The organism is Streptomyces sp. NPDC051041, from assembly GCF_044456065.1.
GTDB lineage: Bacteria > Actinomycetota > Actinomycetes > Streptomycetales > Streptomycetaceae > Streptomyces > Streptomyces glaucus.
Genome location: NZ_JBITFM010000016.1, coordinates 111,040 through 136,660, shown reverse-complemented (window position 1 = coordinate 136,660; position 25,621 = coordinate 111,040). Strand labels below are relative to the sequence as shown.

The window sequence follows — 25,621 nt, the reverse complement described above, 5'->3', positions numbered from 1 at the left end:
TTGTCTGTTCAGTGTTCGGCAGGCTGCACGCTCTCGGCCAGGTAGGCATGGAGTTCTGCCTCCAGCGCCCGGCACCGCGACCAGGTGGGTGCCAGGACGACGTACTCGACCGTGCCGCTGGCTTCGGTGTCGTCGGAGGCGATCACCACTCCCTCTCGTGCTGCCCTGTCCCAGGCAAGACCGTTGCGTGCCAGGCCGTCGACGAGCGTGGTGAAGGGTGGTGAGGGGACGCTGAACCGGCTCAGAAGTACATGGCCGTCGGCCCAGTTCTTGCCGAGGAGCACTGTGGCGATGACGTCGAGGTGGGTGCTGCCGCCCAGCCGGGCATTGACCTCATTGAATCGGACGGTGCCATCGGGCGAGATTACCGCGTCGATGCTCGCCAGGCCCTGGTAGCCGAGGGTCTGCATCAGCCGGGCGAGCCGGAGCGCGCCGTCTGTGAAGATTTTTCCCACGTCGTCGGAAACGTCGGCAAGGGGGAGTTCCAGCCCGGCGAGGACAGGTGGGTCTTCGCCCGTGCGCAGGGAGCCCGTATTGAGGATCTGCGGCTCCTCCGGCGGCAGAGGGCAGCGCACCTCCGCATACACGGAACGGCAGTCAGGAAGGAACTCCTCCACGACGACTTCCCCCATGGGGGCGAAGGTCTCGGCGAGGCCCGCCGCCGTAACGAGTTCGGTCAGGTCGCAGGTGTCCGTGACGTGAAGTGTTTCCATGGCGCCCACCGCGTGGACGTCCTCGTTCGTGGTGATGACGAGATTGCCGTGGCCTCCGACGGCCCGGTCACGCTTCATGATCACGGATCCGGTGCGTGGCAGCAGTCGTTTCACAGCGTGCACCAAGTCCCCGCTGGTGCGGCAGGGCATGCCCGTCGGGACAGGGACGCCCGCGCCAGCTGCGAGCGCCCGGAAGACGACCTTGCTGTTGAGGAGCTCGGCGCCGCCTTCGGTAAGGAAGGAGTTGCTCGCGTTGGCATCGTCCAGGCCGATGTGCTGGGCGAAGGTGACCGCGCCGCGGTCGTGTATGTAGGGCTGGTAGTCCAGCGACTCGGCCGTCAGTTCCTGGAGTGTCGCGGACACCTTCGACGTGCGTAGTTCCTGGTGTGTGAGCAACGGTGCGTCGGGGCTGATCACGCGGAGAGTGGCAGGGTCGGTACCCGTGTGGCGCGTCACGTACTCGAGGAAGTCCTGCGTCACAGGCCGGGGGATGACGAGCACGTCGTGATCTCTCAGCAGCCAGGTCAGGCGTTTCATCGCGAAAAGGATGCCGCGGTAGTCCGCTTCTGTGAGCAGGTCTATTCGGTCGACCATGTGCTCCGTGCAGGCATTCCCCAGCCACAGTGTCGGCGGCATCAGACCTCCGCCTTCCCGCCGTCGCTGTCGAGGTACCAGACTTGGAGGAGCCCGTTGTCGTCCACCTTCGCGGAGGCCGGCAGCTGCCAGTCCGGCGCCCAGCGAAGCCTGTCGTTGTAGGAATAGCCCGTCTGCACGAGCACGCGGCTGCCGTCTCGGTCGATGAGAGAGCCCTCGTAGAGGGCGACCTTGCCGACGTCCGTCATGAGTGCGTAGTGGGGCTTGGCCCGTCCAGAGGTCATTCCGGACACGGTCAGTTGCCGGAAGAGGTCAAGTCCTCGCGCGATTGAGGTTCTGTGGTGGTCCATGCCACGGATGGGCACGCAGTGGAACAGGTAGTGCGCTTCGATGTCCAGACACCGAAGTTCGTCGTAGAGGCTGACAAGGGTATCGATGTCGTCGTTCACGTCACGGAGCAGGACAGTCTGGTCATAGATGCGGGCACCAGCTTCCTGCAGCTTGGCGTAGGCCTCGCGGACCTCGGGAAACAGCTCGCCCGGGTGGTTGATGTGGGTGGCGATCTCCACGCGGAACGTCGAACGGCGGCGGAGGGCTCGTGCCATGCGTTCGTCGACGCGCTTGGGGTCCTGCAGCGGCACACGGGTGCCGATGCGAACGACTTCGACCTGGGGCGCGTGCTGCTCGATCGCGTCGAGGAGAAACTCCAGCCGGTCGACGAGGATCAGAGGGTCGCCTCCGGTGATGAGCACCTCACGCACGTCGGAGTTTTCCGGAGCTAAGCCGCAGTAGCGGGCGATACGTGCTAAATCGTCGTTTCCCAGAGTCTTGGTGTCGTACTGTCCGCGGATGCACCAGCGGCAGTGGGCGGCGCAGATAGTGGTGGGCTCGACCAACAGGGTCCGGCGGTACAGCTTCTCGACGCCCCTGAGCTCTTCGCCTTCAAAGGTGGGGTGCAGCTCAGACTCGTAGTGCCGGGCGACTTCGTGGGCCCGGCTGACATTCTCCGAGGGGTCGGCGACGTACTGAAGGTCCAGGAACGAGAGTTCAGCACTGCTCCCCCTCTCGGCCATCTTCTGTCGCAGGTACGGAGATATCTTCTCAGCGAAGACACCATCTTTCGCTCCGGCCAAGGGGTTCTCCTCACATATCCGGTCGCAACAGCGCATAGCTGCGCACCGGGACGGTGGCCTGGGACGATGCAGATCGTGCCTCGCCCCACATACCCAGGCTGACTCAACCACCACGGTGCCCCAAGTGACTCCTTGGCCATACTCACCAGGCACATGCTGTCTGATTAGTCACCTTTGCCGTTACATCATTCAGAGGGGCAACGTCTTCCTCCAGGCACGACAACCACCGACTCCCATGGATCTGAGGAGCACTGTCAGCGGCCCTCCGTAGGAAGGCGAAGTGCGCTGTCATACGGGCCGGGCGGAATGTGGAGGGTGGCGGTGTCGTAGTCGCCGAAGCGCAGCACGTTGTCCCTGCGGTGCGGGCTGAGCGCGGCGATGTCGTCGGGGTTCAGCTCCCAGCCCTGTGAGGCCATCTGGCGCAGGGTGTCGGTCATGTCGACGGTGGTGGAGAAGATGATGCTGTTGGTCATCAGGTCGAGGAACTTGACGGCTTTTTCCTGGAGTTCGGGGTCACGGGAGCGCAGGTAGCCGTCCCCGCCGAAGTGCAGCCATTTCGTGTACCCGTTGTATGCCTCGGCCTTGTTCGTCGCTCTGGTGATCTGCTCCCGCAGCTGCGGGTCCGACAGGTAGCGGAGCAGGACGATCGTCCGGACGGCACGGCCAACCTCCCGGAAGACCCGGTAGATCTGGTTCTTGTGGGAGTGGTTGTTCAAGCGCCTCAGGAGGGTGACGGAAGACACGGTGCCCTCCCGCACCGACAGGCCGACCTGCATGAGGTCCTTCCAGCCGTTCTCGATGAGCTGCCAGTCGATGCAGGTACGCGGATCAGCGGAGAACAGCGCGTCGATATGCCGGTAGCGTGCTCGCGGGTCGGGGCGGTGGAAGGTGAGGTCCTGGAAATTGCGGATCCGCGGCAGCAGGTCGATGCCGAGCAGGTGGGCGAGCCCGAAGACCGGGAAGGACTGCCCCTGGGTGTCGGCGTGCACGGTGTCCGGCCTGACCTCCGACTCGTTCGCGAGGAGCGAGTCGATCAGATAGACGGCCTCCCACACCCCGCACGGGATGAACCGGGAGAAGAGCGCGACGTAGGCGTCGGAGACGAGGTGGTGAGCGATCCCGCCGTAGCCGCCGTAGCGGATCGAGGTCTCGGCGAGGAGGTTGTCGATGACCGTGTCCATCATGGTGCCGTCCACCGCCGCCACCGACCCATCCCCCCACGCCGCCGTCAGGTCCAGGCCGATGTGGGCGTTGACCACGTCGGCCCCGCACCGGTTGAGAACCGGGATGGTGAAGTGGCGCTTGGCGATCGCGCCGAGCTCGTGCGCGGTCACGCTGCCCCGCATGTGGCGCACCGCCTGGGCGGGGCCGAGCCCGGAGCCGTAGACGAACGCGGTGGTCACGTAGCGCGGCAGGGGCTCCTTCAGCTTCGGCTCGCTGCCCGAGCGCGGGCCGGGCCGTTTCCACCAATCCGTCCAGTGTGCCGCCCGCGCCAGATGTTCCAGCACGCTGCGGGCGGGAAGCCGCTCGGAGAGAGCTTCTTCCAGCTTCTCCGCGGAGGCGGTGCGCTCGCCTGCTCTGCGTATGGCAAGGGAGGGGACGCCGGTGACCGGGTCGATGGTGAGGTCCTTGTTGTCCGGGTACCCGGCGTCCACGGTTTCGGCGATCGTGGTGAGCTGCTCGCGCAGCCGAACGGTGAACTCGCTCGCGGTGCTGGGGAGGCCGGCCTGCTCGCAGAAGCCCGCGAGCTTGGGCTCGCACTGCTCCCAGGGCAGGAGCATGCGGGTCCAGTCACCGTAGTCCTCGGCGCCGATCACCGCTATGTCACCGCAGCGCAGCTCTTCCACGAGACAGGCGAACACCATTGCCTCGAAATGGCGTCGGACCAGCATCCCCGGCTGTTCACGGGAGTAGACGGTCTTCAGCCACATCTTCGGCGCGAACGACAGGTCCAGCCGTACCGACTCCCCGTTCTCGTCCTTGCGAGTGGGATGCGTGTCCGCCACGAGGGGCCGGGTGAGGTGCTGGTGAGCGAGGACGTGGTCCAGCGCGTCCAGCACGCTGCGGTCGGTCGAGGTCGCGGTGAACGACAGACGGCGGGCGATCTTGAACATGGTCGGCCGGTCCGGCTTGAAGAAGCGCTCCACCAGTGCCGTGTAGTTGCTGCCCCGGTAGGCGTCCAAGGCCTCCAGCTCCGCCAGCTGGGCCTCGAACCCGCCCGCCGTCTCGATCGCAGCCCGGGCATTCTGCAGCGCCAGCAGGTCATCCAGCGACGCCTCCCCCTCCCACGCGCCGGGAGCGGCCTCGCCGCTTCCGCGCAGGGCGGTCAGCACGTCCCGGAAGGTGGCCAGGAGCTGCTCGGTAGTCTCCTTCTGCCGCTTCTCGATCTCCAGCAGCTCTTCCTGTGCCCGTTTGAGGTGCCGGGACATGCGCTTGGAGAGCATCACCACGGTCTCGTCCCGCACCGCCGCCTGCACCTGCGCGAGCAGGCACACGGTCATCGCGGTGCGGCGGGGCTCGGCGATGTCCTTCATCTCGCCCACCGACAGCACCCTCGCCTGCTCAGCCAGCGCGGCCACCTTCGCCGGCGGTGTCTTCCCCACCCAGAAGACGGCATCCCCCAGCCCGTCCACCCTCTCCATCCGCTCCGCATGCGCCCTGAACCGCGACCACGTCGCCCGCCGGGCGGGCTCCTTGATCCACGCGAACAGGCTCTGGTACTCGCCCTCGACGACCTCCAGCATGCCCGTGACCCGCTCCCGCGCCGCGTCACTCATGCGCGCGACGATCGCCTGGCACTGCGAGGCTTCCACCTCGGAGCGGATACGGGAAGCCATCCGGTCCAGGGTGGAAAACGCCGGCAGCTCCAGCCGCTCCTTCTGCCGGACCAGCTCCTCCAGCCCCACGTTCACCAGGTCCGCGGTATGCGCCTTCACTGGCGCCGCCGCCCGCATCGCCGCCTCCGCGACCGCGCGGGCCTCGCCCGGCTTGTGCTTCAGCTCCAGGCGTTCACGTACGGCCGACCGGTAGCGCTCCTCACTCCGCTCGGAGTCCGCCTCCGGCATCGTCCCCGCAGCGAGCCCCGCCTGATCGCGCACGTGAGCCACAACCACCTCGGGTATCTCCCCGAGCTTGGGGACACGGCCCAGCCGTGCCGCGGACTTCAGCATCACCAGCAGCGCCAGGACCCGGCCCGGGCGGTCATGCGTACGCTCACGAGCCCACGCCACCTCCTCCGCCGACGGCGTGAAGAACTCCCGCAACTCCCGTTCCGAGATCAGCCTCTTGAACCTCGGATACGCCGTCCGCTCCAGCGACGCCACACCAACCGCCCCATGCCCGACCGACTGACAGCGGTCACCATAAACAGCGACCATGCCGGGTGGGGGCCAGGGCCAGATCACGGAGCGTGCGCATACTCACCGTATTTGAGCGTCACGTTCTGCTACGAAGTGGCGGCTATTACGCGTATCTCCTCCGCCCACCATTATGGCTGCGACGGTAGCAGCGTCAGCCGTATGGCAGCCGAGCTCGCCGGGACTGGCAGCGTCACTGGCGGGGGAGGAGGGCGTACGGGCGCAGGGGGACGCCGATCACCTGCAGGACGAGGTTGCGGTGGGCGGCGTGCAGGGTGCGTACGGCGGCCCGGGTCAGGCCGGGCTTCGGCGGCTGGACGCCTGCGCGTTCGCGGCCGGGCTTGGTTGGGATCCACAGGTATCCGGGGTCGCTGCCTTCGAGGGCTTTGGTGATGCCGGCGCGGACGTCGAGCCAGCGGTGCAGGATCTTTACGGTGTGCTTGTCGAGCGGGTGGTCGACGTCGTCGATGGTCACGACGGGGACGGGGTGGCGCTCCAGGTCGACGTCGGTGACGTTGAGCTGGTGGAGCTGGGGTACGGAGCGGCCGGTGGCGGCGACGAGGGCGGCCACTGCGGCGGTGCGGATGGCGGTGGCGGCGTTGGCGCCGGTGGGCCGCCGGACGGCGAGGGTGCGCAGCAGTTTGTAGGCCTGCTCGGGCTCCAGGCGGTCGCCGTGTCCGGAGGGCGGGTAGGGGCGCTGCAGCCCGGGCAGGCCGAGGTGGTCGACGAAGGCGTTGTAGGTTTGGATGCGGGCGCGCTGGGAGTCGTAGGCGGCGGCGGCGTCCGGGCCGGTGAGGGTGTTGCGGCGCCGGGTCTGGCCGGCGGCGGCCGCGTCGAGCCAGGAGTCGGCGCGCTCGGGCTGGACGAGCTCTTCAGCGGTCAGCGAGGAGACCTTCTCCGCGTCGAGGACGTGCTCCAGGAACTCGGTGAGCAGGGTGCTGCGCAGCCGTACGGTCCCGACGGCGTACCCGGCTTTCTGCTGGGCGTCCATGAAGGTGCCGATCGCGGCGAGGGCGTCGGCGGTGCGCGGGTTCGGCATGGCCACAGCGTACGGAACCCAGTCCGACGTTTCCAGATAACAGCAAGAAGCGAGCAACCCCCTCCCCCGGCCAGCTGCAGGTCTCGTCTCGGTCCGTGTCGGACCAAAACGGTCCGTGCAGGCCCGGTACGGTCCTTGTACGACCCCCGGGCGGCCCGGGGACGGGGCCCTGGGGCCCCGTGGAGGCCTCTCGTGCTTCTTGCTGTTATCTAGAGTCCGGCTTGGCCGGCGTCCGCAGGGAGACTGCTCGAGTTCGTTGCCTCCCCCAGGGCGCCCCACCCCTACAGACGGGGCACCCCCGGCAGGCGTTACACCGCGGCGTCTGCTCGGCTCACGCACCCTGCAGCTTGGCGCGGGCCCGCTCCAGCTGCTCCACCGTGATGGCCCCGCTGTCCGGCAGGCCCGCCTCCGCCCATGCCGCCTGCGCCCGGGGAATGGCGCCACCGGCATCGTCGATGAGGATCTTCTTCGCCAAGTTCACAGCGATGGCCCCGTCGCCCAGATCCATGAGGTGCGCGAGCATCCGGACCTGCTTGGTGGCAGAAGCCCTCTCGTTGTACCGGAACACCAACACCCAACGGCCCCGCAGAGCGCGGGCCCGCTCAATCAGATCGCGGCCCCGGTCGGTCTCCTGCTGCTCAGTACGGATGTGCTCGGTCTCCCCCGCCGGATTGCGCAAAGTCAGCAGGCCCCGCCGGCTGGACCCCTCGATCTCGACCTTCTCCAGGAACGCGACAAACCGCGATGCGGTCTCCAGGCGGGCGATGTCCTGCGCAGCCTGCTGAGCAATCAAGTGCAGATCCACGGTGAGAGCGTGCACGCGGCGACCCCACGCGGGTTCCTCACCAGGCGGGCAGAGCCCGGCAGCGTGCGCGGCAGCGATGACGAGACTGTAGTCCACGCCCCCATCATGACGGCCGCTGCCGGCAGACTCCGCGCGTGCGGAGAGCAGCTGCCGTCCGCGCGGGCCGCGTCCGGCTGGCCGGGACCATCCCCGCGCGTGCGGGGAGCAGCACTACGGCAGTGAGCAGCAAAAGCGCATGTGGGGACCATCCCCGCGCGTGCGGGGAGCAGCCGAGCTGGATGCCTCGGGCTGGACGCCGGTCGGGACCATCCCCGCGCGTGCGGGGAGCAGGCCTTCGGGGCGTCCAGCGGGCCGCTGGAGGCGGGACCATCCCCGCGCGTGCGGGGAGCAGCGGGCCGCCGTCCTCCGCTGGGCCGCCGACCGGGGACCATCCCCGCGCGTGCGGGGAGCAGGGCCGCCCAGTCCGCCGGATACAGCGCCCAGTCGGGACCATCCCCGCGCGTGCGAGGAGCAGGTGGACGGGGTCACCGGCTGGTACCGGAAGCCAGGACCATCCCCGCGCGTGCGGGGAGCAGGGATCACGTCCGGATCGGTGATCTGCGGATTGGGGACCATCCCCGCGCGTGCGGGGAGCAGGCCCTTGGCCCTGGAGCCCATGTACTTGTGCAGGGACCATCCCCGCGCGTGCGGAGAGCAGTGGCCGCATCTCGGGGGAGCCTCGGCACCATCGGGACCATCCCCGCGTGTGCGGGGAGCAGCTGGGCATGGAAGACGTCATCCGCGGCGCGAAGGGACCATCCCCGCGTGTGCGGGGAGCAGATCGGCGAGCAGCTGGCCACGATCGAGTCCTGGGGACCATCCCCGCGCGTGCGGGGAGCAGAAGGTGCTACGCACCCGCCGTTCCCGCTGGAAGGGACCATCCCCGCGCGTGCGGGGAGCAGTGGCCATCAACCTGGGCGGCGTCACCATCGGCGGGACCATCCCCGCGCGTGCGGGGAGCAGGCCGGCGCGATCGTCGCCGTCATCTCCGCCGTGGGACCATCCCCGCGCGTGCGGGGAGCAGATGGATGGGGAGACGGTCCCGCTGGGCGGGGTGGGACCATCCCCGCGCGTGCGGGGAGCAGGCGCCCTTCTGGTCGCCGAACGCCTCCCTGACGGGACCATCCCCGCGCGTGCGGGGAGCAGAACCACTGCCCCAGGGAGGGCTTCACCCGGTCAGGACCATCCCCGCGCGTGCGGGGAGCAGCGGTCGAAGGCGGGGACGAAGTCGCCGGCCTCGGGACCATCCCCGCGCGTGCGGGGAGCAGTCCGGGTCGTAGACCGGCGGCGGCCCCACCGCGGGACCATCCCCGCGCGTGCGGGGAGCAGGCCGGGTGGCATCCGCACATTCACGCGATCGTGGGACCATCCCCGCGCGTGCGGGGAGCAGGACGCGCCTCCGCCGCCTGCGAACTGATATCAGGGACCATCCCCGCGCGTGCGGGGAGCAGAGCCCTCCTCGACGAACGGAGTCCGTTCATGGCGGACCATCCCCGCGCGTGCGGGGAGCAGGTGCGGGCCGCGCGCCGGGCGGTCGACAGCGGGGGACCATCCCCGCGCGTGCGGGGAGCAGACGCACTCGCCCGCCGGCGCGAGGAAGCGCTCGGGACCATCCCCGCGCGTGCGGGGAGCAGACTACCTGACCTGCGAGTTTATTCCAGTAGCGACTCGCTTTCAGCAACTTTCACCGGTTCCGACAAATGGGACATGAATTGACATTCGACCTTGTAGGCACTTCCCACTGAGTCAGAAGTGAGCCGATCATCATACGCCTCAGGGGTGCCGTTCTCCCGCAGGTGCTTCTGTTTCCTCGTTTTGATGTGCGGAGCCGATCTTTCCCTGTATCAATCATTCATGAGCGTTGGGGGAAGGGCTCGTTCCGGCCTGTTATGCCGGCTTGGGGGGCCGGCTCGGTCGGTGTGGGCCAAGCATGATCGTGACACCGATGGATGGCTGCCGTTGTGGCGGCACATGGAGGACAGTGCCGCGGTGGCCGGCCTGTTGTGGGACCGGTGGTTTCCCGTAGGGGTGCGGAGGCTGGTGGCCGGGGCGTTGCCGCAGGGTGAGCCGGATGCGCGCGCCCTTGCCGTATGGCTCGCTGGTGTGCACGACATCGGCAAGGCCACCCCGGCGTTCGCCTGTCAGGTCGACCAGCTCGCCGACGCGATGCGTGGCCAAGGGCTGGAGATGCGCTCGGCGAGGGCGATGGGGCCGGACCGTCGGGTCGCGCCGCACGGCTTGGCCGGGCAGGTGTTGCTGGGGGAGTGGCTGGAGGAACGGCACGGGTGGACGTCTGCCCGGACCGGGCAGTTCACGGTTGCCGTGGGCGGGCATCATGGGGTGCCGCCCGAGCACGGCCAGATCAAGGCTCTGTACGAGCACGAGGAGTTGCTGCGCACTCCTGGTGCGAGCGGACGTGTCTGGCGGCAGGTGCAGACCGAGTTGCTCGACGCCTGCGCTGAGCGTTTCGGTGTGGCGGAACGGCTCGGGGCCTGGCGGACGGTGAAGCTGCCGCAGCCGGTGCAGGTACTGCTCACCGCGTTGGTCATCGTCTCCGACTGGATCGCCAGCAACCCGGACCTTTTCCCGTACTTCCCCGACGGTGCGTCCCGCGACGACCGGGAGCGTCTCGCTGCGGCCTGGCAAGGGCTGGACCTGCCGGACCCCTGGCGGGCCGAGGAACCGGACTGTAGTGCTCAGGAGCTGTTCGCCTCCCGGTTCGCGCTGCCGGCGAAAGCGGAGATACGTCCGGTCCAGGAAGCGGCCGTGGAACTCGCCCGGGAGATGGAGACGCCCGGTCTGATGATCGTCGAGGCGCCGATGGGCGAGGGGAAGACGGAGGCGGCGCTCGCCGTGGCCGAGATCTTCGCGGCGCGCTCGGGTGCAGGAGGGGTGTTCTTCGCCCTGCCCACCATGGCCACCGGCAATGCCATGTTTCCCCGTCTGCTCGACTGGCTGGACCGGTTGCCGGGGGTGGCGGGCTTGCGCCGCTCGGTGCACCTGGCCCATTCGAAAGCCGCTCTCAATGAGGACTTCGCCGGCCTGATGGCCCGTGCGGGACGGGTCGTGGCCGTCGGCGTGGACGAAGCGGCGCCCGCGCCTGGGCGGCAGCGGGACGGACAGCAGCGCGCGGGTGCTGAACTCGTGGCGCATGCCTGGCTGCGTGGCCGTAAGAAGGCCATGCTGGCCTCGTTCGTGGCGGGCACCATCGACCAGTTGCTGTTCGCCGGGCTGAAGAGCAGGCACCTGGCGCTGCGGCACCTTGCGGTGGCCGGGAAGGTCGTCGTCATCGACGAGGCGCACGCTTATGACACGTACATGAGCGTGTACCTGGACCGGGTGCTGTCCTGGCTGGGTGCGTACCGGGTCCCGGTGGTGGTGCTGTCCGCGACCCTGCCGGCCTCGCGCAGGCGTGAACTCGTCGCGGCGTACTCCGGCCGGGCCGATGCCGGTATCCCCGGGGACAGGGGCGCGCCGAACGCGTACCCGCTGCTGACCGCCGTCGCTCCGGGCGGTACCCCCCTGAGTCGCCGTCCGCAGGCGTCGGCCCGGTCGACGGCGGTGCGGGTGGAACGCCTCGACGACGGCCTGGACGTCCTTGCCGACCGGCTGGAGAGCGAGCTGGCCGACGGCGGGTGCGTTCTGGTGATCCGGAACACGGTCAGGCGGGTGCTCGAGACGGCTCGCGCGCTGCGCGACAGGTTCGGAGCCGAGAACGTGACCGTGGCCCACTCGTGCTTCGTCGACCTCGACCGGGCGGACAAGGACAGGACGCTGCTGCGCCTCTTCGGGCCTCCGGAGAAGACGGGTGACAGGCCGGCGGGCCGGCACATCGTGGTGGCCAGCCAGGTCGCCGAGCAGTCCCTGGACGTCGATTTCGACCTGCTGGTCAGCGACCTGTGCCCCGTCGACCTGCTTCTGCAGCGCATGGGGCGCCTGCACCGCCACCGGCGTGGACAAGGGCAAGGGCAGCGGCCCGAACGCCTGCGGACGGCGCGCTGCCTGGTGACGGGAGCCGACTGGACGGTAGACGTGCCCGCTCCGGTGCGGGGGTCGGTCGCCGTGTACGGGCGGTACGCCCTGCTGCGGTCGGCCGCGGTGCTCCTGCCCCACCTCAACGGCGGCCCCCGGCGGCCGGTGCGGCTCCCGGCGGACATCAGTCCTCTCGTGCAGAGCGCGTACGGGGAGGCACCGGTCGGGCCGGACCACTGGCAGGACGCGATGAAGGAGGCACGCGAGCAGTTCGAGCGGCACCGCGACGACCAGGCCGGGCGTGCCGCCGTGTTCCGTCTGGGGAAGGTCGGCAAACCGGGGCGTCCGCTGTTCGGCTGGGTCGCCGCCGGGGTGGGGGACACGGACGACACCCCCACCGGGCGTGCCCAGGTCCGCGACAGCCGGGACAGCCTGGAGGTCGTCGTCGTGCAGCGGCGCGGTGACGGAAGCCTCGCCACCTTGCCGTGGCTCAAGCCGGACGGCAAGAAGCGGCAGCGAGCCGGCCTCGAACTGCCGCAGGACGCCACGCCGACGCCGTTCGCCGCCCGTACGGCCGCGAGCTGCGGACTGCGGCTCCCCTTGCAGTTCTCCGGCGAGACCATGGACCGGGCCATCGAGGAGCTGGAGCGGCTGTACCTGCCCAAGTGGCAGGGAAAGGACAGCCCTTGGCTCTCCGACCAGCTGATTCTCGCTCTCGACGAGAACTGTCAGACCCACCTGGCAGGATTCTCGCTCCGGTACAGCCCTGAAGACGGCCTCGAGGTGACCCGTGACGCAAGCGACTGAATCCCCCGGTGCCGGTGCGGGCGGGGCACTGTCCTTCGACCTGACCAGCCGGCCGTGGATCCCGGTGCTGCGGAGCGACGGCTCGCAGGAGGAGGTGTCGCTGCGCCAGCTCTTCGCCCGGGCCGGTGAGCTGCGGCGCATCGTGGGTGATCTGGCCACTGAGGAGTTCGCCCTGGTCCGCCTCCTCCTGGCCATCGCACACGATGCCCTGGACGGTCCCGGCGATGTCGAGGAATGGGCGGAGCTGTGGGAGGATCCGGACTGCTTCGCTCCCGTCCAGGACTACCTGGAGGAGCACCGCGAGCGGTTCGACCTCCTGCACCCGGTCACACCGTTCCTGCAGACCGCCGGGTTACGCACAGCGAGGGACGAGGTCTTCTCCCTCAACCGGATCGTCGCCGACGTGCCCGCCGGGGAGCCGTTCTTCAGTGCGCGGATGCCGGACGTGGAACGGCTGGGCTTCGCCGAAGCCGCCCGCTGGGTCGTCCACGTCCACGCCTACGACACCTCCGGCATCAAGACCGGCATGGCCGGCGACGACCGGGTCAAGGGCGGCAAGGTATACCCGCTCGGCACCGGCTGGGCGGGCGGGCTCGGTGGCGTCTTCGTCGAGGGCGACACGCTGCGCGAGACCTTGCTGCTCAACCTGGTGGCGGCGGACACCGAAGAACTCGACTTCTCCCCTGACGACCGGCCGGCCTGGCGCCGTGCGCCGTGCGGGCCGGGATCCGACGGGCGTTCCGCGACCGGCCTGCGCGACCTGTACACCTGGCAGTCGCGCCGGGTGCGGCTGCACCACGACGCAGACGGTGTCCACGGTGTCGTCCTGGGCTACGGCGATCCGCTCGCCTGGCGGAACATGCACCGCCGTGAGCCGATGACCCCGTGGCGGCGCAGCCCCGTGCAGGAGAAGAAGCTGGGGCAGGCACCTGTGTACCTGCCTTTGGAACACGATCCGGCTCGCTCGGTCTGGCGGGGCATCGCCGCGCTCCTCGCCGACCGGCTGGAGGAGACCGGCGGCGCCGAGGGGCCTGCGCGGCTGCGGCCGCGGATCCTCGAGTGGGTCGCCCGTCTGGTGACCGAAGGCCACCTCCCCCGCCGTTTCCTCGTCCGTGCCCGGGTGACGGGTGTCCGGTACGGGACTCAGCAGTCCGTGATCGACGAGGTCGTCGACGACCGCCTGGTGATGCCGGTCGTCCTGCTGCACGGGCAGGACCCCACGTACGCCCGGCAGGCCATCGCCGCGGCCGAGGACGCCGACCGGGCGATGCGGGTCCTGGGGGACCTCGCGGCCGACCTGGCCCGGGCGGCCGGAGCCGAGCAGGAAGGGCCGAAGTCCACAGCCCGTGCCGAGGGGTTCGACGCGCTGGACCATCCCTACCGCGACTGGCTGTCCGCCCTGGCGAAGGCTCCCGACCCCTTCGAGCACCGGTACGTCTGGCAGCGGCAGGTACGGGAGACGGTGGGCCGTCTCGGTGACCGTCTCATCGCCGCCGCGGGCGACGCGGCCTGGGAGGGGCGGACCTGGACCGACACCAAGGGCGGCACCCACTGGCTGAACGCGGGCCTGGCCGACGTGTGGTTCCGCGGGCGACTGGCCCGGGCGCTTCCAGACCCCGGCTCCCCCGGTTCCGGAAGCGGCGGCGAAGGCGCCGCCGCCTTGGCCGACGGCGGTCCGCCCGGGCCGGGGCCCGCCGGCCCGCCGGAAACCGATCACGCCGCGACCGACCCGGAGGTGCACGTATGACCACCGCATCCGCCCCGTCCCCGTCCCGGTCGGCCCCGCCCGCCGTGGCCGCGGTCCCGGTTCACCAGCGGGTCGCCGAACTCGCCGCCGCGCACATCGGTTCCTGGCAGGAGGGCTACCTCAACGACAGGTCCCAGGCCGTGGCCGCCCTCGCCCGTCTGCGCCGCGGTGCGGGCCGTGAGGCGGGCGAGACGCCCGACCTGTGGAGCCTGATCGACACCGGTCCGCTGCACACTCCAGCCGAGGAGACGCGGCCGCTGAGCGAGCAGGAGCTGGTGCGTGCCGAGAACGCGCTGCACACGGCCCTCACCCTGTGGGCGTTCCACCAGCAGTCCCGCTCCACGCCCATGCACCGCCGGCACACCCGTGAACGGCCGGGCGGCCTGGGCGCGGCAATCCGGCGCCTGATGCCGGCCGACGGCGTCGACGAACCCGTCCGCAAGCGCCTGGTCCGCGCGGGCACCGCCCCCGACCTGGTCACCCTCGCCCAGCGGCTGCGCGACATCGTCGCCCTGCTGCGCCGCGAGGACGTCCCGCTCGACTACGCCCTCCTAGCCGGGCAGCTCTACCTCTGGCAGTGGCCCGACGGGCCCGCCGCCGTCCGCCGCAGCTGGGGCCGCTCCTTCCACGAGCAGCGGCGGACCCAGCCGGCCTGCGACGACACCACCACCCCGGACACCGACAAGGACGCCTCGTGAACCGCATCTTCCTGGACGTGCACGCCCTGCAGACCGTCCCGCCCAGCAACCTCAACCGGGACGACACGGGCGCGCCCAAGACGGCCGTCTACGGCGGAGTCCCCCGTGCCCGTGTCTCCAGCCAGGCGTGGAAGCGGGCCATCCGCACCTACTTCAAGGACGAGCACCTGCTCGACCCCGCCGAGCTGGGCGTGCGGACCAAGAAGATCGTGGAGCTCCTGGCCGACCGGATCACCGGGCTCGACCCGGCCGTCGAACGGAAGACGGCGCTGGGGCTCGCCGACGAGACGGTCAAGGCCGCCGGCTTCAAGACCGAGGTCCCCAAGCGCAAGGCCGACCAGGCGAAGAAAGACGCAGGTCCCGCCCCCGCCCCCGAGAGCAAATACCTGGTCTTCCTCAGCTCCCGGCAGCTCGACGGCCTGGCCCGCCTCGCCCTGGAGGGCGCCGCCGACATCACGGCGTTCTTGAAGACCAAGGAGAACAAGGCCCGCGCCAAGGAACTCGCGGACACCCGCCACTCCGTGGACATCGCCCTCTTCGGCCGCATGGTCGCCGACGTCGCCGACATCAACGTCGACGCCGCCGTGCAGGTCGCGCACGCCCTCAGCGTCCACCGGGTGGACAACGAGTCCGACTACTACACCGCCGTCGACGACGAGAACACCGAGGAGGAGACCGGCGCCGGAATGATCGGCACCGTCGACTTCAACTCCGCGACCCTGTACCGCTACGCCGCCCTCGGCGTGCACCAGCTCGCCGCCAACCTCGGCCAGGGCCTGCGCGAAGACGAACCGCGCACCGAGCCGGTACGCCGCGCCGTCGAGGCGTTCGTGCACGCCTTCGTCTCCTCCCTGCCCACCGGGAAGATCAACACCTTCGGGCACCACACCGAGCCCGACGCCGTCGTCGTCAAGCTCCGCACCACCCGGCCGATCAGCTACGTCGCCGCCTTCGAGGACCCGGTCCGCAGCGACGGCGGCGGACACCTGCGCGAGGCCGCCGACCGGCTCGCCGCCTACGCCCTGGACGTCGAGCGCGCCTACGGCGACCCCGAGACCACGCCCACCTGGGTCCTGCGCGTCGGCCCCGCCACGCAAAAGCTCGCCGATCTCGGCATCGAGGCCGGCACACTGCGCGAGCTCGCCGCCGCCGTCGGCCAGGCCGTCGCCGAACGCCTGGACAAGCCCGCATGAGCCGCACCAGTGTGCTCGTCCTGCGCCTGGCAGGCCCCCTGCAGTCCTGGGGGGCCTCCTCGCGCTTCACCCGCCGCACCACCGAGTCGGCCCCGACCAAGAGCGGCGTCGTCGGCCTGCTCGCCGCAGCGGCCGGCATCGAACGCGGCGACGACGCGCGCCTCAACCCCCTGGCGGCGCTCCGGTTCGGGGTCCGCATCGACCAGCCCGGCACCCGCATCCGGGACTTCCACACCGCCCACCACGGCGTCACCGGCACCTCCATGCCGCTGTCCGAACGGTTCTACCTCGCCGACGCCGTGTTCGTCGCCGCCGTCGAAGGCGATCACACTCTGCTCACCGGCCTGCGCGACGCCCTGCGCGCCCCGGCGTACCCGCTCTGCCTCGGACGGCGCTCCTGCCCGCCCTGCGAACCGGTCTGCCTCGGACTGTACGAGGACGCCCGCCTGGAGGACGTACTGGCGGGCGTGCCCTGGCAGGCCTCCGCCTGGTACCGCAGGCGCCACCGGACCCCGCAGACCCTGACCGTGCTGCGTGAGACGGCCGCCGGCGAGCCCGCCACGGCAGCGGACGTCCTGCGCGACCAGCCGGTCAGCTTCGACGCCGCACACCGGCGGCACACGCTGCGCACCGTCGTCACCGCCCCTGTGCCCACTCCGATCCCGGCGGGCGGCGGCCCGCGGGACGCGCACGACCCGTTCGCCGCCCTCGACGTTCTGGAGGATGAGAGCGCCTGATGTTCATCTCCCGCTTCCGCGTCAACACCGCGCGGCCCGGCGCCCGCCGCCTTCTGTCCTCACCCCAGGCCCTGCATGCGGCCGTCATGTCGTCCTTCCCCCACATCCTGCCCTCCGACAGCCCGGCACCCGACGCACCGCGGGTGCTGTGGCGTCTGGACCAGCAATCCCGCGCCGAGGTACTGCTGTACATCGTCAGCCCCGACCGTCCCGACCTCACGCACCTGGTCGAGCAGGCCGGATGGCCCGCCGTCGCCGGCCCCGAGAACCCCGGCTGGCAGACCCGGCCCTACGCTCCGCTCCTCGACCGGCTGACCGCCGGCGACCGCTGGGCGTTCCGCCTCACCGCCAACCCCGTACACACCATCCGCCGTAAAGAGGGCGAACCCCGCAAACTCACCGCCCATCTCACACCCGTCCACCAGATGGGCTGGCTGCTCGACGAGGAACGCCAAAAACGCCTCGGCTTCCGCGTCTGCGAAAAACCGGCCGACCGGCGGCTCCTGCCCGAGGGCACCACCCACCGCAAGCGGCCCCATCCCGGCGACCGGTACGAACTGGCCATACGAGACACGCGGTCCCTCTCCTTCGACAAGTCCCGCGGTCTTGGCGGCCGTCGGGACAAGCCGGTCACCGTCGTCACCGTCACCTTCGAAGGGCGGCTGGAGGTCACCGACCCCGATGCCCTGCGCCGCACCCTCACCCAGGGCGTCGGCCGGGCCCGTGCCTACGGCTGCGGCCTGCTCACCCTGGCTCCCCTCACCCAGCCCGCCCGGCAGACGTCATGAGCACGGTCTCGCGGCGCCCGGCGCTCACTCCCCGGCAGCTCACCCGCACCGACGAGCGCCTGTCCTTCGTCTACCTGGAACGCTGCACGGTCCACCGCGACGCCAACGCCATCACCGCCCAGGACGCAGAAGGCACCACCCACATCCCCTCGGCAACCATCGGCACCCTCCTCCTCGGCCCCGGCACCCGCGTCACCCACCAGGCCATGAGCGTGCTGGGCGAAACCGGCGCGGCAGTCTGCTGGGTCGGTGAACACGGCGTGCGCTACTACGCCTCCGGCCGTGCCCTCAGCCGCTCCTCCACCCTCATGGAGGCCCAGGCCCGGCAGTGGGCCAACCCGCGCAGCCGCCTGGCCGTGGCACGCAAGATGTACCGGCTGCGCTTCCCGGACGAGGACCCGGCCGGCCTCACCCGGCACGAGCTCCTCGGCCGCGAGGGACGACGGGTCAAGGACTGCTACCGAGCCCAGGCCGCCCGCACCGGCGTTCCCTGGCGGGGCCGCCGCTACACCCCCGGCGACTTCACCAGCGGTGACGCCGTCAACCAGGCCATCACCGCCGCCGCCCAGTGCATGTACGGCATCGCCCACGCCGTCGTCACCTCCCTGGGATGCAGCCCGGCCCTCGGTTTCATCCACTCCGGCCACGAACTGTCCTTCGTCCTGGACATCGCCGACCTCTACAAGACGGAAGTCGGCATCCCGCTCGCCTTCGACGTGGCCGCACAGGACGAGGAGGACGTCGGCCCCCGCACCCGCCGTGCACTACGGAACCGCATCAACGAAACATCCCTGCTGAACCGGTGCGTCGACGACATCAAACACCTCCTGCTGCCCGAGACGACCGACCCCTCCGACCCCGGCGGCGACCGGGACGTCGTCACACTCCAGAGCGACCACGGCCACCAGGTCGCCTCCGGCGTCAACTACGACGGGCCCGAGGACTACGGGAACGAGCTCTGGTGACCGTCATCGTCCTCACCAACTGCCCGGCCGGACTACGCGGCTTCCTCACCCGCTGGCTGCTCGAAATCTCCGCAGGCGTGTTCGTGGGCAACCCCTCGGCCCGGATCCGCGACGTGCTCTGGGAAGAGGTCCAGCAGTACGCGGGGCAAGGCCGCGCCCTGCTGGCCCACACCACGAACAACGAGCAGGGCTTCACCTTCCGCACCCACGACCACGCCTGGCACCCGATCGACCACGAGGGCGTCACCCTGATCCGCCGCCCCGACCCGAACACCCCCACCCACGGTCCCGGCCCGGCTCTCCAAAACGGGCCACCATCCGGCTGGAGCAGAGCCGCCAAACGCCGACGCTTCGGGAGGAGCTGATGCACATCAAGCCCCTCATGCCCCATTTGCCGGAATCAGCGAAAGTACTCGGAAACCACCTCCGGCGCCAGTAAAATCGCAGGTCATCCAGTCTGCTCCCCGCGCCCGCGGGGATGGTCCCGCCGCCCCGGTCCCGGAGTCGACCGCGACCGCCTGCTCCCCGCGCCCGCGGGGATGGTCCCGCAAATTCGACAGGCTGAATCGCTTGCGCATCCTGCTCCCCGCGCCCGCGGGGATGGTCCCGCGTCGTTGAAGTCGACATAGCTGCCTGCGGCCTGCTCCCCGCGCCCGCGGGGATGGTCCCCCGGCGCACGGTCCGCTGCTGCGTGACCCCTTCTGCTCCCCGCGCCCGCGGGGATGGTCCCTCCAGCTGTGCCTTCACCTCGGCGACGTTCGGCTGCTCCCCGCGCCCGCGGGGATGGTCCCATCTCGAGGAATCCGCGCCGGCGCCGCTTGGACTGCTCCCCGCGCCCGCGGGGATGGTCCCGCGCCCTCGTCCTGGCCCTCGTGACCTTCGCCCTGCTCCCCGCGCCCGCGGGGATGGTCCCTGGCCGTTCTCCGGCTCGTTCGTCGTGTCGATCTGCTCCCCGCGCCCGCGGGGATGGTCCCGTCGACGCGCTCATCGGTGCGTACCGCGTTCTCTGCTCCCCGCGCCCGCGGGGATGGTCCCATGGAGCCCGTCACGGCCGGGAACACGGTGCACTGCTCCCCGCGCCCGCGGGGATGGTCCCCCGCCGAGTGGCAGGTGCCGGTCGTCGAGGTGCTGCTCCCCGCGCCCGCGGGGATGGTCCCGGCGTCGCCTCGATCAACGCACCGAAGAAGGACTGCTCCCCGCGCCCGCGGGGATGGTCCCGGCAGCTCATGAAGCGCCTTGCTCCCGAGCACCTGCTCCCCGCGCCCGCGGGGATGGTCCCCCGAACTCCAGGCGGCGCCCCTGCGGGGCGGTCTGCTCCCCGCGCCCGCGGGGATGGTCCCAACGGCCAGGTCCAGGGCGCGGGCGGTGAGCTCTGCTCCCCGCGCCCGCGGGGATGGTCCCGAGGACGACCTGATGCGCATCACCGGGTGGCGCTGCTCCCCGCGCCCGCGGGGATGGTCCCGCGAGGCCGACACCTTCGCAGCCGAGTTCCTCCTGCTCCCCGCGCCCGCGGGGATGGTCCCAGGAATTGCGTGCGGGGTCGCTCCGTACTTGCCTGCTCCCCGCGCCCGCGGGGATGGTCCCACATGGATCCCGCTACGGGAGATGGCCCGGGGCTGCTCCCCGCGCCCGCGGGGATGGTCCCAAGGGCCGCATCCGGGCCGCTACGCTGGTGGACTGCTCCCCGCGCCCGCGGGGATGGTCCCTTGTGCACACCCGGCGCGGCCCCGTCCGTGATCTGCTCCCCGCGCCCGCGGGGATGGTCCCGCGAAGTTCGTCGTCAACGACGTGCGCGCGGCCTGCTCCCCGCGCCCGCGGGGATGGTCCCCGGCCGCGCCCGCGAGGAACTGAGCAGCAGCCCTGCTCCCCGCGCCCGCGGGGATGGTCCCTCGCGGCTGGGGCTGCGGGTCTTGTGGGCCTTCTGCTCCCCGCGCCCGCGGGGATGGTCCCCCGTGGGCCTGCCCTTCCGTGCCAGTACGGGCCTGCTCCCCGCGCCCGCGGGGATGGTCCCACGTTGTAGGTCACTCCCGGAACTCCGTTGACCTGCTCCCCGCGCCCGCGGGGATGGTCCCGCGCTGACCGCGATCGGGCTCACGGCCGGACACTGCTCCCCGCGCCCGCGGGGATGGTCCCTCGTAGACGTTACGGCTGCGGAAGTGGTCCTCCTGCTCCCCGCGCCCGCGGGGATGGTCCCTCCGCATCAACGACGTCGGTGACGGCGAGCTGCTGCTCCCCGCGCCCGCGGGGATGGTCCCGATGAGGCCTTGACGGAGCAGGCCCGCGCGCTCTGCTCCCCGCGCCCGCGGGGATGGTCCCTGCGCGGCCGGCTCCCCCCGCGGCTGGTCGCCCTGCTCCCCGCGCCCGCGGGGATGGTCCCACGGTCCGGGCATGGGTCCGGGACCCGGAGCCCTGCTCCCCGCGCCCGCGGGGATGGTCCCCTTTACGCCGGCCTAGACGTGATCCTCACGTCCTGCTCCCCGCGCCCGCGGGGATGGTCCCCTTTACGCCGGCCTAGACGTGATCCTCACGTCCTGCTCCCCGCGCCCGCGGGGATGGTCCCTCCGACGGTGGCATGACCAACGTGGTCCTGTCCTGCTCCCCGCGCCCGCGGGGATGGTCCCGACTACGTCCGCCAGATCCAAGCCCAGCACATCTGCTCCCCGCACCCGCGGGGATGGTCCTCTCGCGGTGGCCGGGTGTGAGTAGTTGCGGTACAGAAAGTGCCGCTGAGATTGATCTTGCTGGCGCTGGGCTACTTCGCGAGGGCTTGGAGCTGCCGGGGTACGGCACTGGTGCGCAGTTCCCGCAGGTCTGGGATGTGGTTGTAGAGGGTGCCGGGTGAGACCCCCAGGAGCTTGGCGATCGAGGTGATGGAGCGGCCAGGGTCGGGCAGCAGGTCGCGGGCGGCGCGGATGACTTCCTCGGTGGCGACGCTGGGACGTCCACCGACTCGTCCGTGGGCGCGGGCGGCGGCCAGGCCCTCGTTGGTGCCGATAACGATGAGCTCGCGGATGAACTCGGCGAGCGCGGCGAAGACGTGGAAGACGAGTCGGCCGCCGGAAGTGGTGGTGTCGAGGTTCCACGTACAGAGAGCGATGTACCTGAAACGTCGTCACCGACACGGTTCAGGCTCTTAACCTGGCCCGATGGATACAGCTGTCGAGATAGTCAGCGCCCGGACGCGCCAGCTCTTCTGGGAGCTCAGCTCCATCATCGAGCTGAGTCCCCTGCGAGCATGCTGGACAGGTGAGGGCTTCTCTCCCGTGGAGGCCGCGCAGACTCGCTCGGGTGGAGCTCGCAAGCAGGTCTTCAGCTCCTTCGCCGAAGGCGTTGACTGGACTGACGAGGGACAGGTACAGCGGGCCCTGCGCGCGTTCGAGGGCATGCTGGATAAGTGCACCGGCTCCTACGGCTGGGACGGGACGCTGGCGAAGATTACAGCCGCGCTGGCCCGGGACGGCTACCAGGTCAGCCCGACCCTCCAGATTCTGCCGGTCGGCGAGTGGCGGCCCGAGGTGGCGCGGCACGACGCCAGGGCGTACGCGGAATCCCTCAGGCTTCTGCGTGGTGCCCGCAACGCGATGGAGCGGTTGGGCCTCCTGACCTCCGACATGCCTGAGGAGCGGCTGCGAGACGTGCTGCTCGTCGCCCTCAACGCCTACTTTGAAGGGCAGTCCACGGGCGAGACCCTGAACGGCAAGGGCAAGACGGACATCCTAATCCGAGTCGGAGACCGCAACGTGTCGATCTCCGAGTGCAAGTTCTACACCGGGCCGAAGTCGGTCACCAACGCGCTGGACCAGCTGCTCAGGTACACGGACAACGGCGGCCGCCGGACGTCTCTGCTGATATTTTACCGGGAGAAGGACCCGGATACCCGGATCGCCGACATTATCGCCGCGATCCGTTCCCACCCGCAGTGCGACTCCTTCGACTCCAGCAGAGCTTACGAGGACCGGCAGTGGGGTTTCGTTGTCCGGGGCAGCGGAGATCCGGGCAGTGCTCCCCGTGCCGAGGTGGCGTTCATCCCCTTCGTCATCGCCTGACCCCTACCAGGACTTCAAGATCATCCCGTGGCGGCTTTTTGCCTCACCTTGGCTGGACCCCTACGGAACGATGTGATGGCCCCGGCAAGGGTCGGGGCCACCCAGACGAGGAGAACGACGACGATGAACCTGTTGAAGCTACTGTTCAAGGCGATCACGTCCAACCGCGAGCCCGACGCCCTGCCCCGCTCGAAGGTTTACCACTGGCGCTGCGACACGTGTGGCGACAGCTATGTCGGCTCCGGACGGCAGCATGTCGGGAACGTCGCCGCTTCGCACCGGCGGCGGATGGGCGGCAAGTGCCGGACGCCGAAGGTGTACGCCTCCGAGGTGTGACGGCGCCGGGCGGCGGGCGAGTCCGTCGAACAGATCGACCTGATCATCCCTACCGGCAAGCGCAAGGGCCAGAACCCCGGCCTGGCCAGCATCTACCGGGCGCTCGCCGAACACAAGAAGCGCCAGGTGTACCCGGAAGCCGCCGAAGCAGCTCAAGCCGCCTCGCCGCCCTCCGAACCGGCTGACAGTGAATCGACCTTCAAGATCATCTCATGGCCCGTTTTGCACGTACCTTGGCTGGACCCGTGGTAGGCGCACAGCCTAGGTGCGCTACTGAACTTGATTGGGTGATGTCGGGTCGTTCGGCTGAGAGTTGAGCCCGCTGCGCTGTACTGCTGTCCCTGTGAGGTACGCGCAGGGTGGCGGCTTGACCGACGCCGAGAGGGCAGCCCGGGAGCGAGTGCGGCTGGATGCGGTGGCTCGGTTTGAAGCCGGGGACAGGAACAAGGACATCGCCGCCGCTCTGCGGGTGTCTGAAAGATCGGTGGAACGGTGGCGGCGGCAGTGGCGTGAGGGTGGAGCGGCTGGTGTCGCCTCGAAGGGGTCGCCTGGTCGTCCGAGGCTCAGTGCTGCCCAGGTCGCGAGGTTGGCGGGGGAGTTGGAGCGTGGACCGCTCGCGCACGGCTGGGCTGACCAGCGGTGGACCCTGGCTCGGGTCAAGAAGCTGATCGGTCGGCTCTTCCGTATCTCGTACACGGTGGAGGGCACGTGGCGACTGCTCAAGCGTCACGGCTGGTCGTGGCAGCAGCCCGCTCGCCGCGCGATCGAGCGTGACGATGACGCGGTGGAGCTGTGGAAGAAAGAGGTGTGGCCGCGGGTAAGAGCACCGCGGCAGCGTGCAACGGCTGGATCGTCTTCGAAGACGAGGCCGGCCAGTCGCTTACGCCGCCGCGTGCCAGGACCTGGGGCCGAGTCGGCCAGACCCCGGTGGTGCGCGTCAGGGGCCGAGGTTCGGGCCGGGTGTCCATGGTGGGCATGACTTGCTGCAAGGCGGGTGAGCGGTCGCGGCTGATCTACGCAGTTCGCGAATACCGCGGACGCAAGAACCAGCCCAAGGGCTTCGGCTCGCGGGACTTTCGTGACCTGCTGGTCCGCGCCCGGATCCAGCTGGGTGGTCCGATCGTGCTGGTCTGGGACAACGTCCGCATTCACCTGACCGCAGATCTGCGCGAGTTCTTCGCGGCGAACACCGACTGGCTCACAGTGTTCCAGCTACCTGCCTACGCCCCGGACCTGAACCCGCAGGAAGGCGTGTGGTCCTTGGTCAAGCACGACCTCGGCAACCTCGCCGCCGCCGATCTGGGGCAGATCACCCGGACCGTGAAACGCAAGCTCAAGATGCTGCAGTATCGGCCCCAGCTGCTCGACGGCTGTCTCACCGGCACCGGCCTGGCACTCGACGCGTGACCGGCTGGGAACCTGCCACCCGCACGCGCGATCAGTAGCATCGCGTCGCCTGGATGAGGTTCCCGCCCGACGAATCGAGTGAGCCCATGAGCGACGACGTCCTCTCTGTCATTCCGACCGACCCGCAGTGGCAGTCTGAGCAGGCCGCGGCTGACCGCACTGCGTCGATTGTGGAGGACCTGGCCCCCGGGCTCCCCGGCGGCGTCGACGTCGAGATCGACGTCACCTGGCACGACACACTCACCGTTGTTGACTGTGGTCAGAATCTGCAGAAGATCGGTTGTCCCCACTGCGGCGCGTCGATCGACACCGAGTGGTGGGGCGACCTACTCGAAGCCCACTGCGACGACGGCTTCGCAACCCTCGCCGTGGTGGTCCCCTGCTGCGGCACCGCGACCTCGCTGGACGCACTGGACTACGACTGGCCCTGTGGCTTTGCTCGATTCGAGATCGCCATCTGGAACCCCGAGCGCGCCTGGTTCAGCGACGAGGAACTGACCGCCATCGGGGACGCACTCGGACATCCAGTGCGGCAAGTCAGGGCCCGCATCTGACGCACGTCAGCCCGCGATGAACCCGACATCACGAGTTCAAGTTCAGTAGTCGACCGAGATTAATCTCAGCGGCACTTTCTGTACCGCAACTACTCACACCCGTGAGGCCCGCGGGTTCAAGGAAACTGAAGTCCCTTCAGCCCGAACCCGCGGGTGCGATGCTCCGCTTCCGGGGATGAACCCGCAGGTTCGCGATCAACTCGCTGGCGCGCGTCCCGTAGCCGATCGTCTTACCCTGTTACGCGGTAGCCGTGGCCTTTGCGGGGATCACGATCAGAGCTGTTGTCGAGAATTGCGCTGCCGTACTCACCGTCGGCGACCCACTCGACCTTTAGGGAGAATCGGACATCACGCTTTCCAGGATTGATCCTGAGTGTCAGTTGTTTCGGATGGTCGGCGGAAACCGTGAAGGGGAAGTCTGTGCGATCGGGTTCGGCCCTTCTGGCCGTTGGCACAACCGAGACAGGGGTTTGCGTAAGGTTCACATCAAACATGGATTCATGTGCAGTAACTGCACAATTGTTCGGATGGGAATGCTCTTCTTCGTCCTTCGGGAGAGCCTCTGCGGACAGGACGTTGACTCTGATGCCGGTGACCACGATGGCCTCATCGGTCTTCGCTTGCAGTACGAGGGGAAGCGTGGCTGGTGTGCAGGGGGTGGGGCCTGATGTGTACGCGGTCAGCCCGGGTGG

The 25,621-nt window shown here is 69.7% G+C and carries 19 protein-coding genes, 1 pseudogene and 2 CRISPR repeat arrays; of the genes and pseudogenes, 13 read left to right on the top strand and 7 right to left on the bottom strand.

Annotation, left to right across the window (positions count from 1 at the left end):
* Positions 1-8: 8 nt before the first annotated feature.
* The 5 genes from ACIBAI_RS22920 to ACIBAI_RS22900 form a co-directional block, all read right to left on the bottom strand.
* The gene (locus ACIBAI_RS22920) at positions 9-1,349 is read right to left on the bottom strand and encodes a peptide ligase PGM1-related protein (protein WP_399036922.1); all 1,341 of its coding nucleotides are present in this window, start codon (positions 1,347-1,349) and stop codon (positions 9-11) included.
* On the bottom strand, positions 1,349-2,440 hold the full coding sequence (locus tag ACIBAI_RS22915) for a radical SAM protein (protein WP_399036920.1): 1,092 nt from the start codon (positions 2,438-2,440) through the stop codon (positions 1,349-1,351). Before ACIBAI_RS22915 ends, ACIBAI_RS22920 begins: the two co-directional genes overlap by 1 nt.
* A gap of 254 nt (positions 2,441-2,694) precedes the next feature.
* Positions 2,695-5,763 (bottom strand): Tn3 family transposase, encoded by a 3,069-nt coding sequence (locus ACIBAI_RS22910; RefSeq protein ID WP_399036918.1) that lies wholly within the window; start codon positions 5,761-5,763, stop codon positions 2,695-2,697.
* 226 nt (positions 5,764-5,989) lie between these two features.
* Positions 5,990-6,835, bottom strand: a complete 846-nt coding sequence (locus ACIBAI_RS22905) for a hypothetical protein (protein ID WP_399036917.1) — start codon at positions 6,833-6,835, stop codon at positions 5,990-5,992.
* Positions 6,836-7,166: 331 nt separating this feature from the next.
* Positions 7,167-7,736 (bottom strand): hypothetical protein, encoded by a 570-nt coding sequence (locus tag ACIBAI_RS22900; RefSeq protein WP_399036915.1) that lies wholly within the window; start codon positions 7,734-7,736, stop codon positions 7,167-7,169.
* 22 nt (positions 7,737-7,758) lie between these two features.
* Positions 7,759-9,315: a CRISPR direct-repeat array (repeat unit 29 nt; unit sequence GGGACCATCCCCGCGCGTGCGGGGAGCAG).
* A 335-nt stretch (positions 9,316-9,650) separates the two neighbouring features.
* Between ACIBAI_RS22900 and cas3 the strand changes: the two genes are divergently transcribed.
* Genes cas3 through cas2e form a run of 8 tightly spaced genes read left to right on the top strand, consistent with a single transcriptional unit; the run spans position 9,651 to position 18,951 of the window.
* The gene (gene cas3 / locus ACIBAI_RS22895; RefSeq protein WP_399036914.1) at positions 9,651-12,458 is read left to right on the top strand and encodes a CRISPR-associated helicase Cas3'; all 2,808 of its coding nucleotides are present in this window, start codon (positions 9,651-9,653) and stop codon (positions 12,456-12,458) included.
* Positions 12,442-14,205, top strand: coding sequence for a type I-E CRISPR-associated protein Cse1/CasA (casA, locus tag ACIBAI_RS22890; RefSeq protein ID WP_399036912.1), 1,764 nt, complete (start codon positions 12,442-12,444; stop codon positions 14,203-14,205). The genes cas3 and casA overlap by 17 nt, the downstream gene beginning before the upstream one ends.
* Positions 14,202-14,903 (top strand): type I-E CRISPR-associated protein Cse2/CasB, encoded by a 702-nt coding sequence (gene casB, locus ACIBAI_RS22885; RefSeq protein WP_399036910.1) that lies wholly within the window; start codon positions 14,202-14,204, stop codon positions 14,901-14,903. The genes casA and casB overlap by 4 nt, the downstream gene beginning before the upstream one ends.
* On the top strand, positions 14,900-16,096 hold the full coding sequence (cas7e, locus tag ACIBAI_RS22880) for a type I-E CRISPR-associated protein Cas7/Cse4/CasC (protein WP_399036908.1): 1,197 nt from the start codon (positions 14,900-14,902) through the stop codon (positions 16,094-16,096). The genes casB and cas7e overlap by 4 nt, the downstream gene beginning before the upstream one ends.
* Positions 16,093-16,833 (top strand): type I-E CRISPR-associated protein Cas5/CasD, encoded by a 741-nt coding sequence (gene cas5e, locus ACIBAI_RS22875; RefSeq protein WP_399036906.1) that lies wholly within the window; start codon positions 16,093-16,095, stop codon positions 16,831-16,833. The genes cas7e and cas5e overlap by 4 nt, the downstream gene beginning before the upstream one ends.
* On the top strand, positions 16,833-17,621 hold the full coding sequence (gene cas6e, locus ACIBAI_RS22870; protein ID WP_399036904.1) for a type I-E CRISPR-associated protein Cas6/Cse3/CasE: 789 nt from the start codon (positions 16,833-16,835) through the stop codon (positions 17,619-17,621). Before cas5e ends, cas6e begins: the two co-directional genes overlap by 1 nt.
* Positions 17,618-18,586 (top strand): type I-E CRISPR-associated endonuclease Cas1e, encoded by a 969-nt coding sequence (cas1e, locus tag ACIBAI_RS22865; protein ID WP_399036902.1) that lies wholly within the window; start codon positions 17,618-17,620, stop codon positions 18,584-18,586. Before cas6e ends, cas1e begins: the two co-directional genes overlap by 4 nt.
* Positions 18,583-18,951 carry a type I-E CRISPR-associated endoribonuclease Cas2e gene (cas2e, locus tag ACIBAI_RS22860; protein ID WP_399036900.1) on the top strand — a complete coding sequence of 123 codons (369 nt, stop codon included), beginning with the start codon at positions 18,583-18,585 and terminating at the stop codon, positions 18,949-18,951. The genes cas1e and cas2e overlap by 4 nt, the downstream gene beginning before the upstream one ends.
* Positions 18,952-19,043: 92 nt before the next feature.
* Positions 19,044-21,268: a CRISPR direct-repeat array (repeat unit 29 nt; unit sequence CTGCTCCCCGCGCCCGCGGGGATGGTCCC).
* A gap of 70 nt (positions 21,269-21,338) precedes the next feature.
* Here cas2e and ACIBAI_RS22855 read toward each other — a convergent pair.
* Entirely contained in the window at positions 21,339-21,683 is a 345-nt protein-coding gene (locus ACIBAI_RS22855; RefSeq protein ID WP_399036930.1) for a recombinase family protein, read from the bottom strand.
* A 49-nt stretch (positions 21,684-21,732) separates the two neighbouring features.
* On the opposite strand from ACIBAI_RS22855, the gene ACIBAI_RS22850 reads away from it, so the two are divergent.
* The 5 genes and pseudogenes from ACIBAI_RS22850 (at position 21,733) to ACIBAI_RS22830 (ending at position 24,929) form a co-directional block, all read left to right on the top strand.
* On the top strand, positions 21,733-22,632 hold the full coding sequence (locus ACIBAI_RS22850; RefSeq protein ID WP_399036898.1) for a hypothetical protein: 900 nt from the start codon (positions 21,733-21,735) through the stop codon (positions 22,630-22,632).
* Positions 22,633-22,755: 123 nt separating this feature from the next.
* A complete protein-coding gene (locus tag ACIBAI_RS22845; RefSeq protein ID WP_399036896.1) occupies positions 22,756-22,968 on the top strand; it encodes a hypothetical protein in 213 nt (70 codons plus the stop codon).
* Positions 22,969-23,311: 343 nt separating this feature from the next.
* A pseudogene (locus ACIBAI_RS22840) lies at positions 23,312-23,848 on the top strand (winged helix-turn-helix domain-containing protein); the annotation flags it as partial.
* The gene (locus ACIBAI_RS22835; RefSeq protein WP_399036895.1) at positions 23,776-24,375 is read left to right on the top strand and encodes a transposase; all 600 of its coding nucleotides are present in this window, start codon (positions 23,776-23,778) and stop codon (positions 24,373-24,375) included. The pseudogene ACIBAI_RS22840 and the gene ACIBAI_RS22835, both read left to right, overlap by 73 nt.
* A gap of 86 nt (positions 24,376-24,461) precedes the next feature.
* Positions 24,462-24,929, top strand: a complete 468-nt coding sequence (locus tag ACIBAI_RS22830) for a hypothetical protein (RefSeq protein ID WP_399036894.1) — start codon at positions 24,462-24,464, stop codon at positions 24,927-24,929.
* A gap of 230 nt (positions 24,930-25,159) precedes the next feature.
* On the opposite strand, the gene ACIBAI_RS22825 is transcribed toward ACIBAI_RS22830, so the two are convergent.
* A complete protein-coding gene (locus tag ACIBAI_RS22825; RefSeq protein WP_399036892.1) occupies positions 25,160-25,528 on the bottom strand; it encodes a hypothetical protein in 369 nt (122 codons plus the stop codon).
* Between the last annotated feature and the right edge of the window lie 93 nt (positions 25,529-25,621).

What these genes read in the sequence shown, in the direction of transcription:
- ACIBAI_RS22905 (WP_399036917.1), bottom strand. Translation starts at nt 6,835, where the DNA reads ATGCCGAACCCGCGCACCGCCGACGCCCTCGCCGCGATCGGCACCTTC.
- ACIBAI_RS22920 (WP_399036922.1), bottom strand. Translation starts at nt 1,349, where the DNA reads ATGCCGCCGACACTGTGGCTGGGGAATGCCTGCACGGAGCACATGGTC.
- ACIBAI_RS22850 (WP_399036898.1), top strand. Translation starts at nt 21,733, where the DNA reads ATGGATACAGCTGTCGAGATAGTCAGCGCCCGGACGCGCCAGCTCTTC.
- ACIBAI_RS22830 (WP_399036894.1), top strand. Translation starts at nt 24,462, where the DNA reads ATGAGCGACGACGTCCTCTCTGTCATTCCGACCGACCCGCAGTGGCAG.
- cas3 (WP_399036914.1), top strand. Translation starts at nt 9,651, where the DNA reads ATGGAGGACAGTGCCGCGGTGGCCGGCCTGTTGTGGGACCGGTGGTTT.
- casB (WP_399036910.1), top strand. Translation starts at nt 14,202, where the DNA reads ATGACCACCGCATCCGCCCCGTCCCCGTCCCGGTCGGCCCCGCCCGCC.
- cas5e (WP_399036906.1), top strand. Translation starts at nt 16,093, where the DNA reads ATGAGCCGCACCAGTGTGCTCGTCCTGCGCCTGGCAGGCCCCCTGCAG.
- ACIBAI_RS22845 (WP_399036896.1), top strand. Translation starts at nt 22,756, where the DNA reads ATGAACCTGTTGAAGCTACTGTTCAAGGCGATCACGTCCAACCGCGAG.
- cas1e (WP_399036902.1), top strand. Translation starts at nt 17,618, where the DNA reads ATGAGCACGGTCTCGCGGCGCCCGGCGCTCACTCCCCGGCAGCTCACC.
- cas6e (WP_399036904.1), top strand. Translation starts at nt 16,833, where the DNA reads ATGTTCATCTCCCGCTTCCGCGTCAACACCGCGCGGCCCGGCGCCCGC.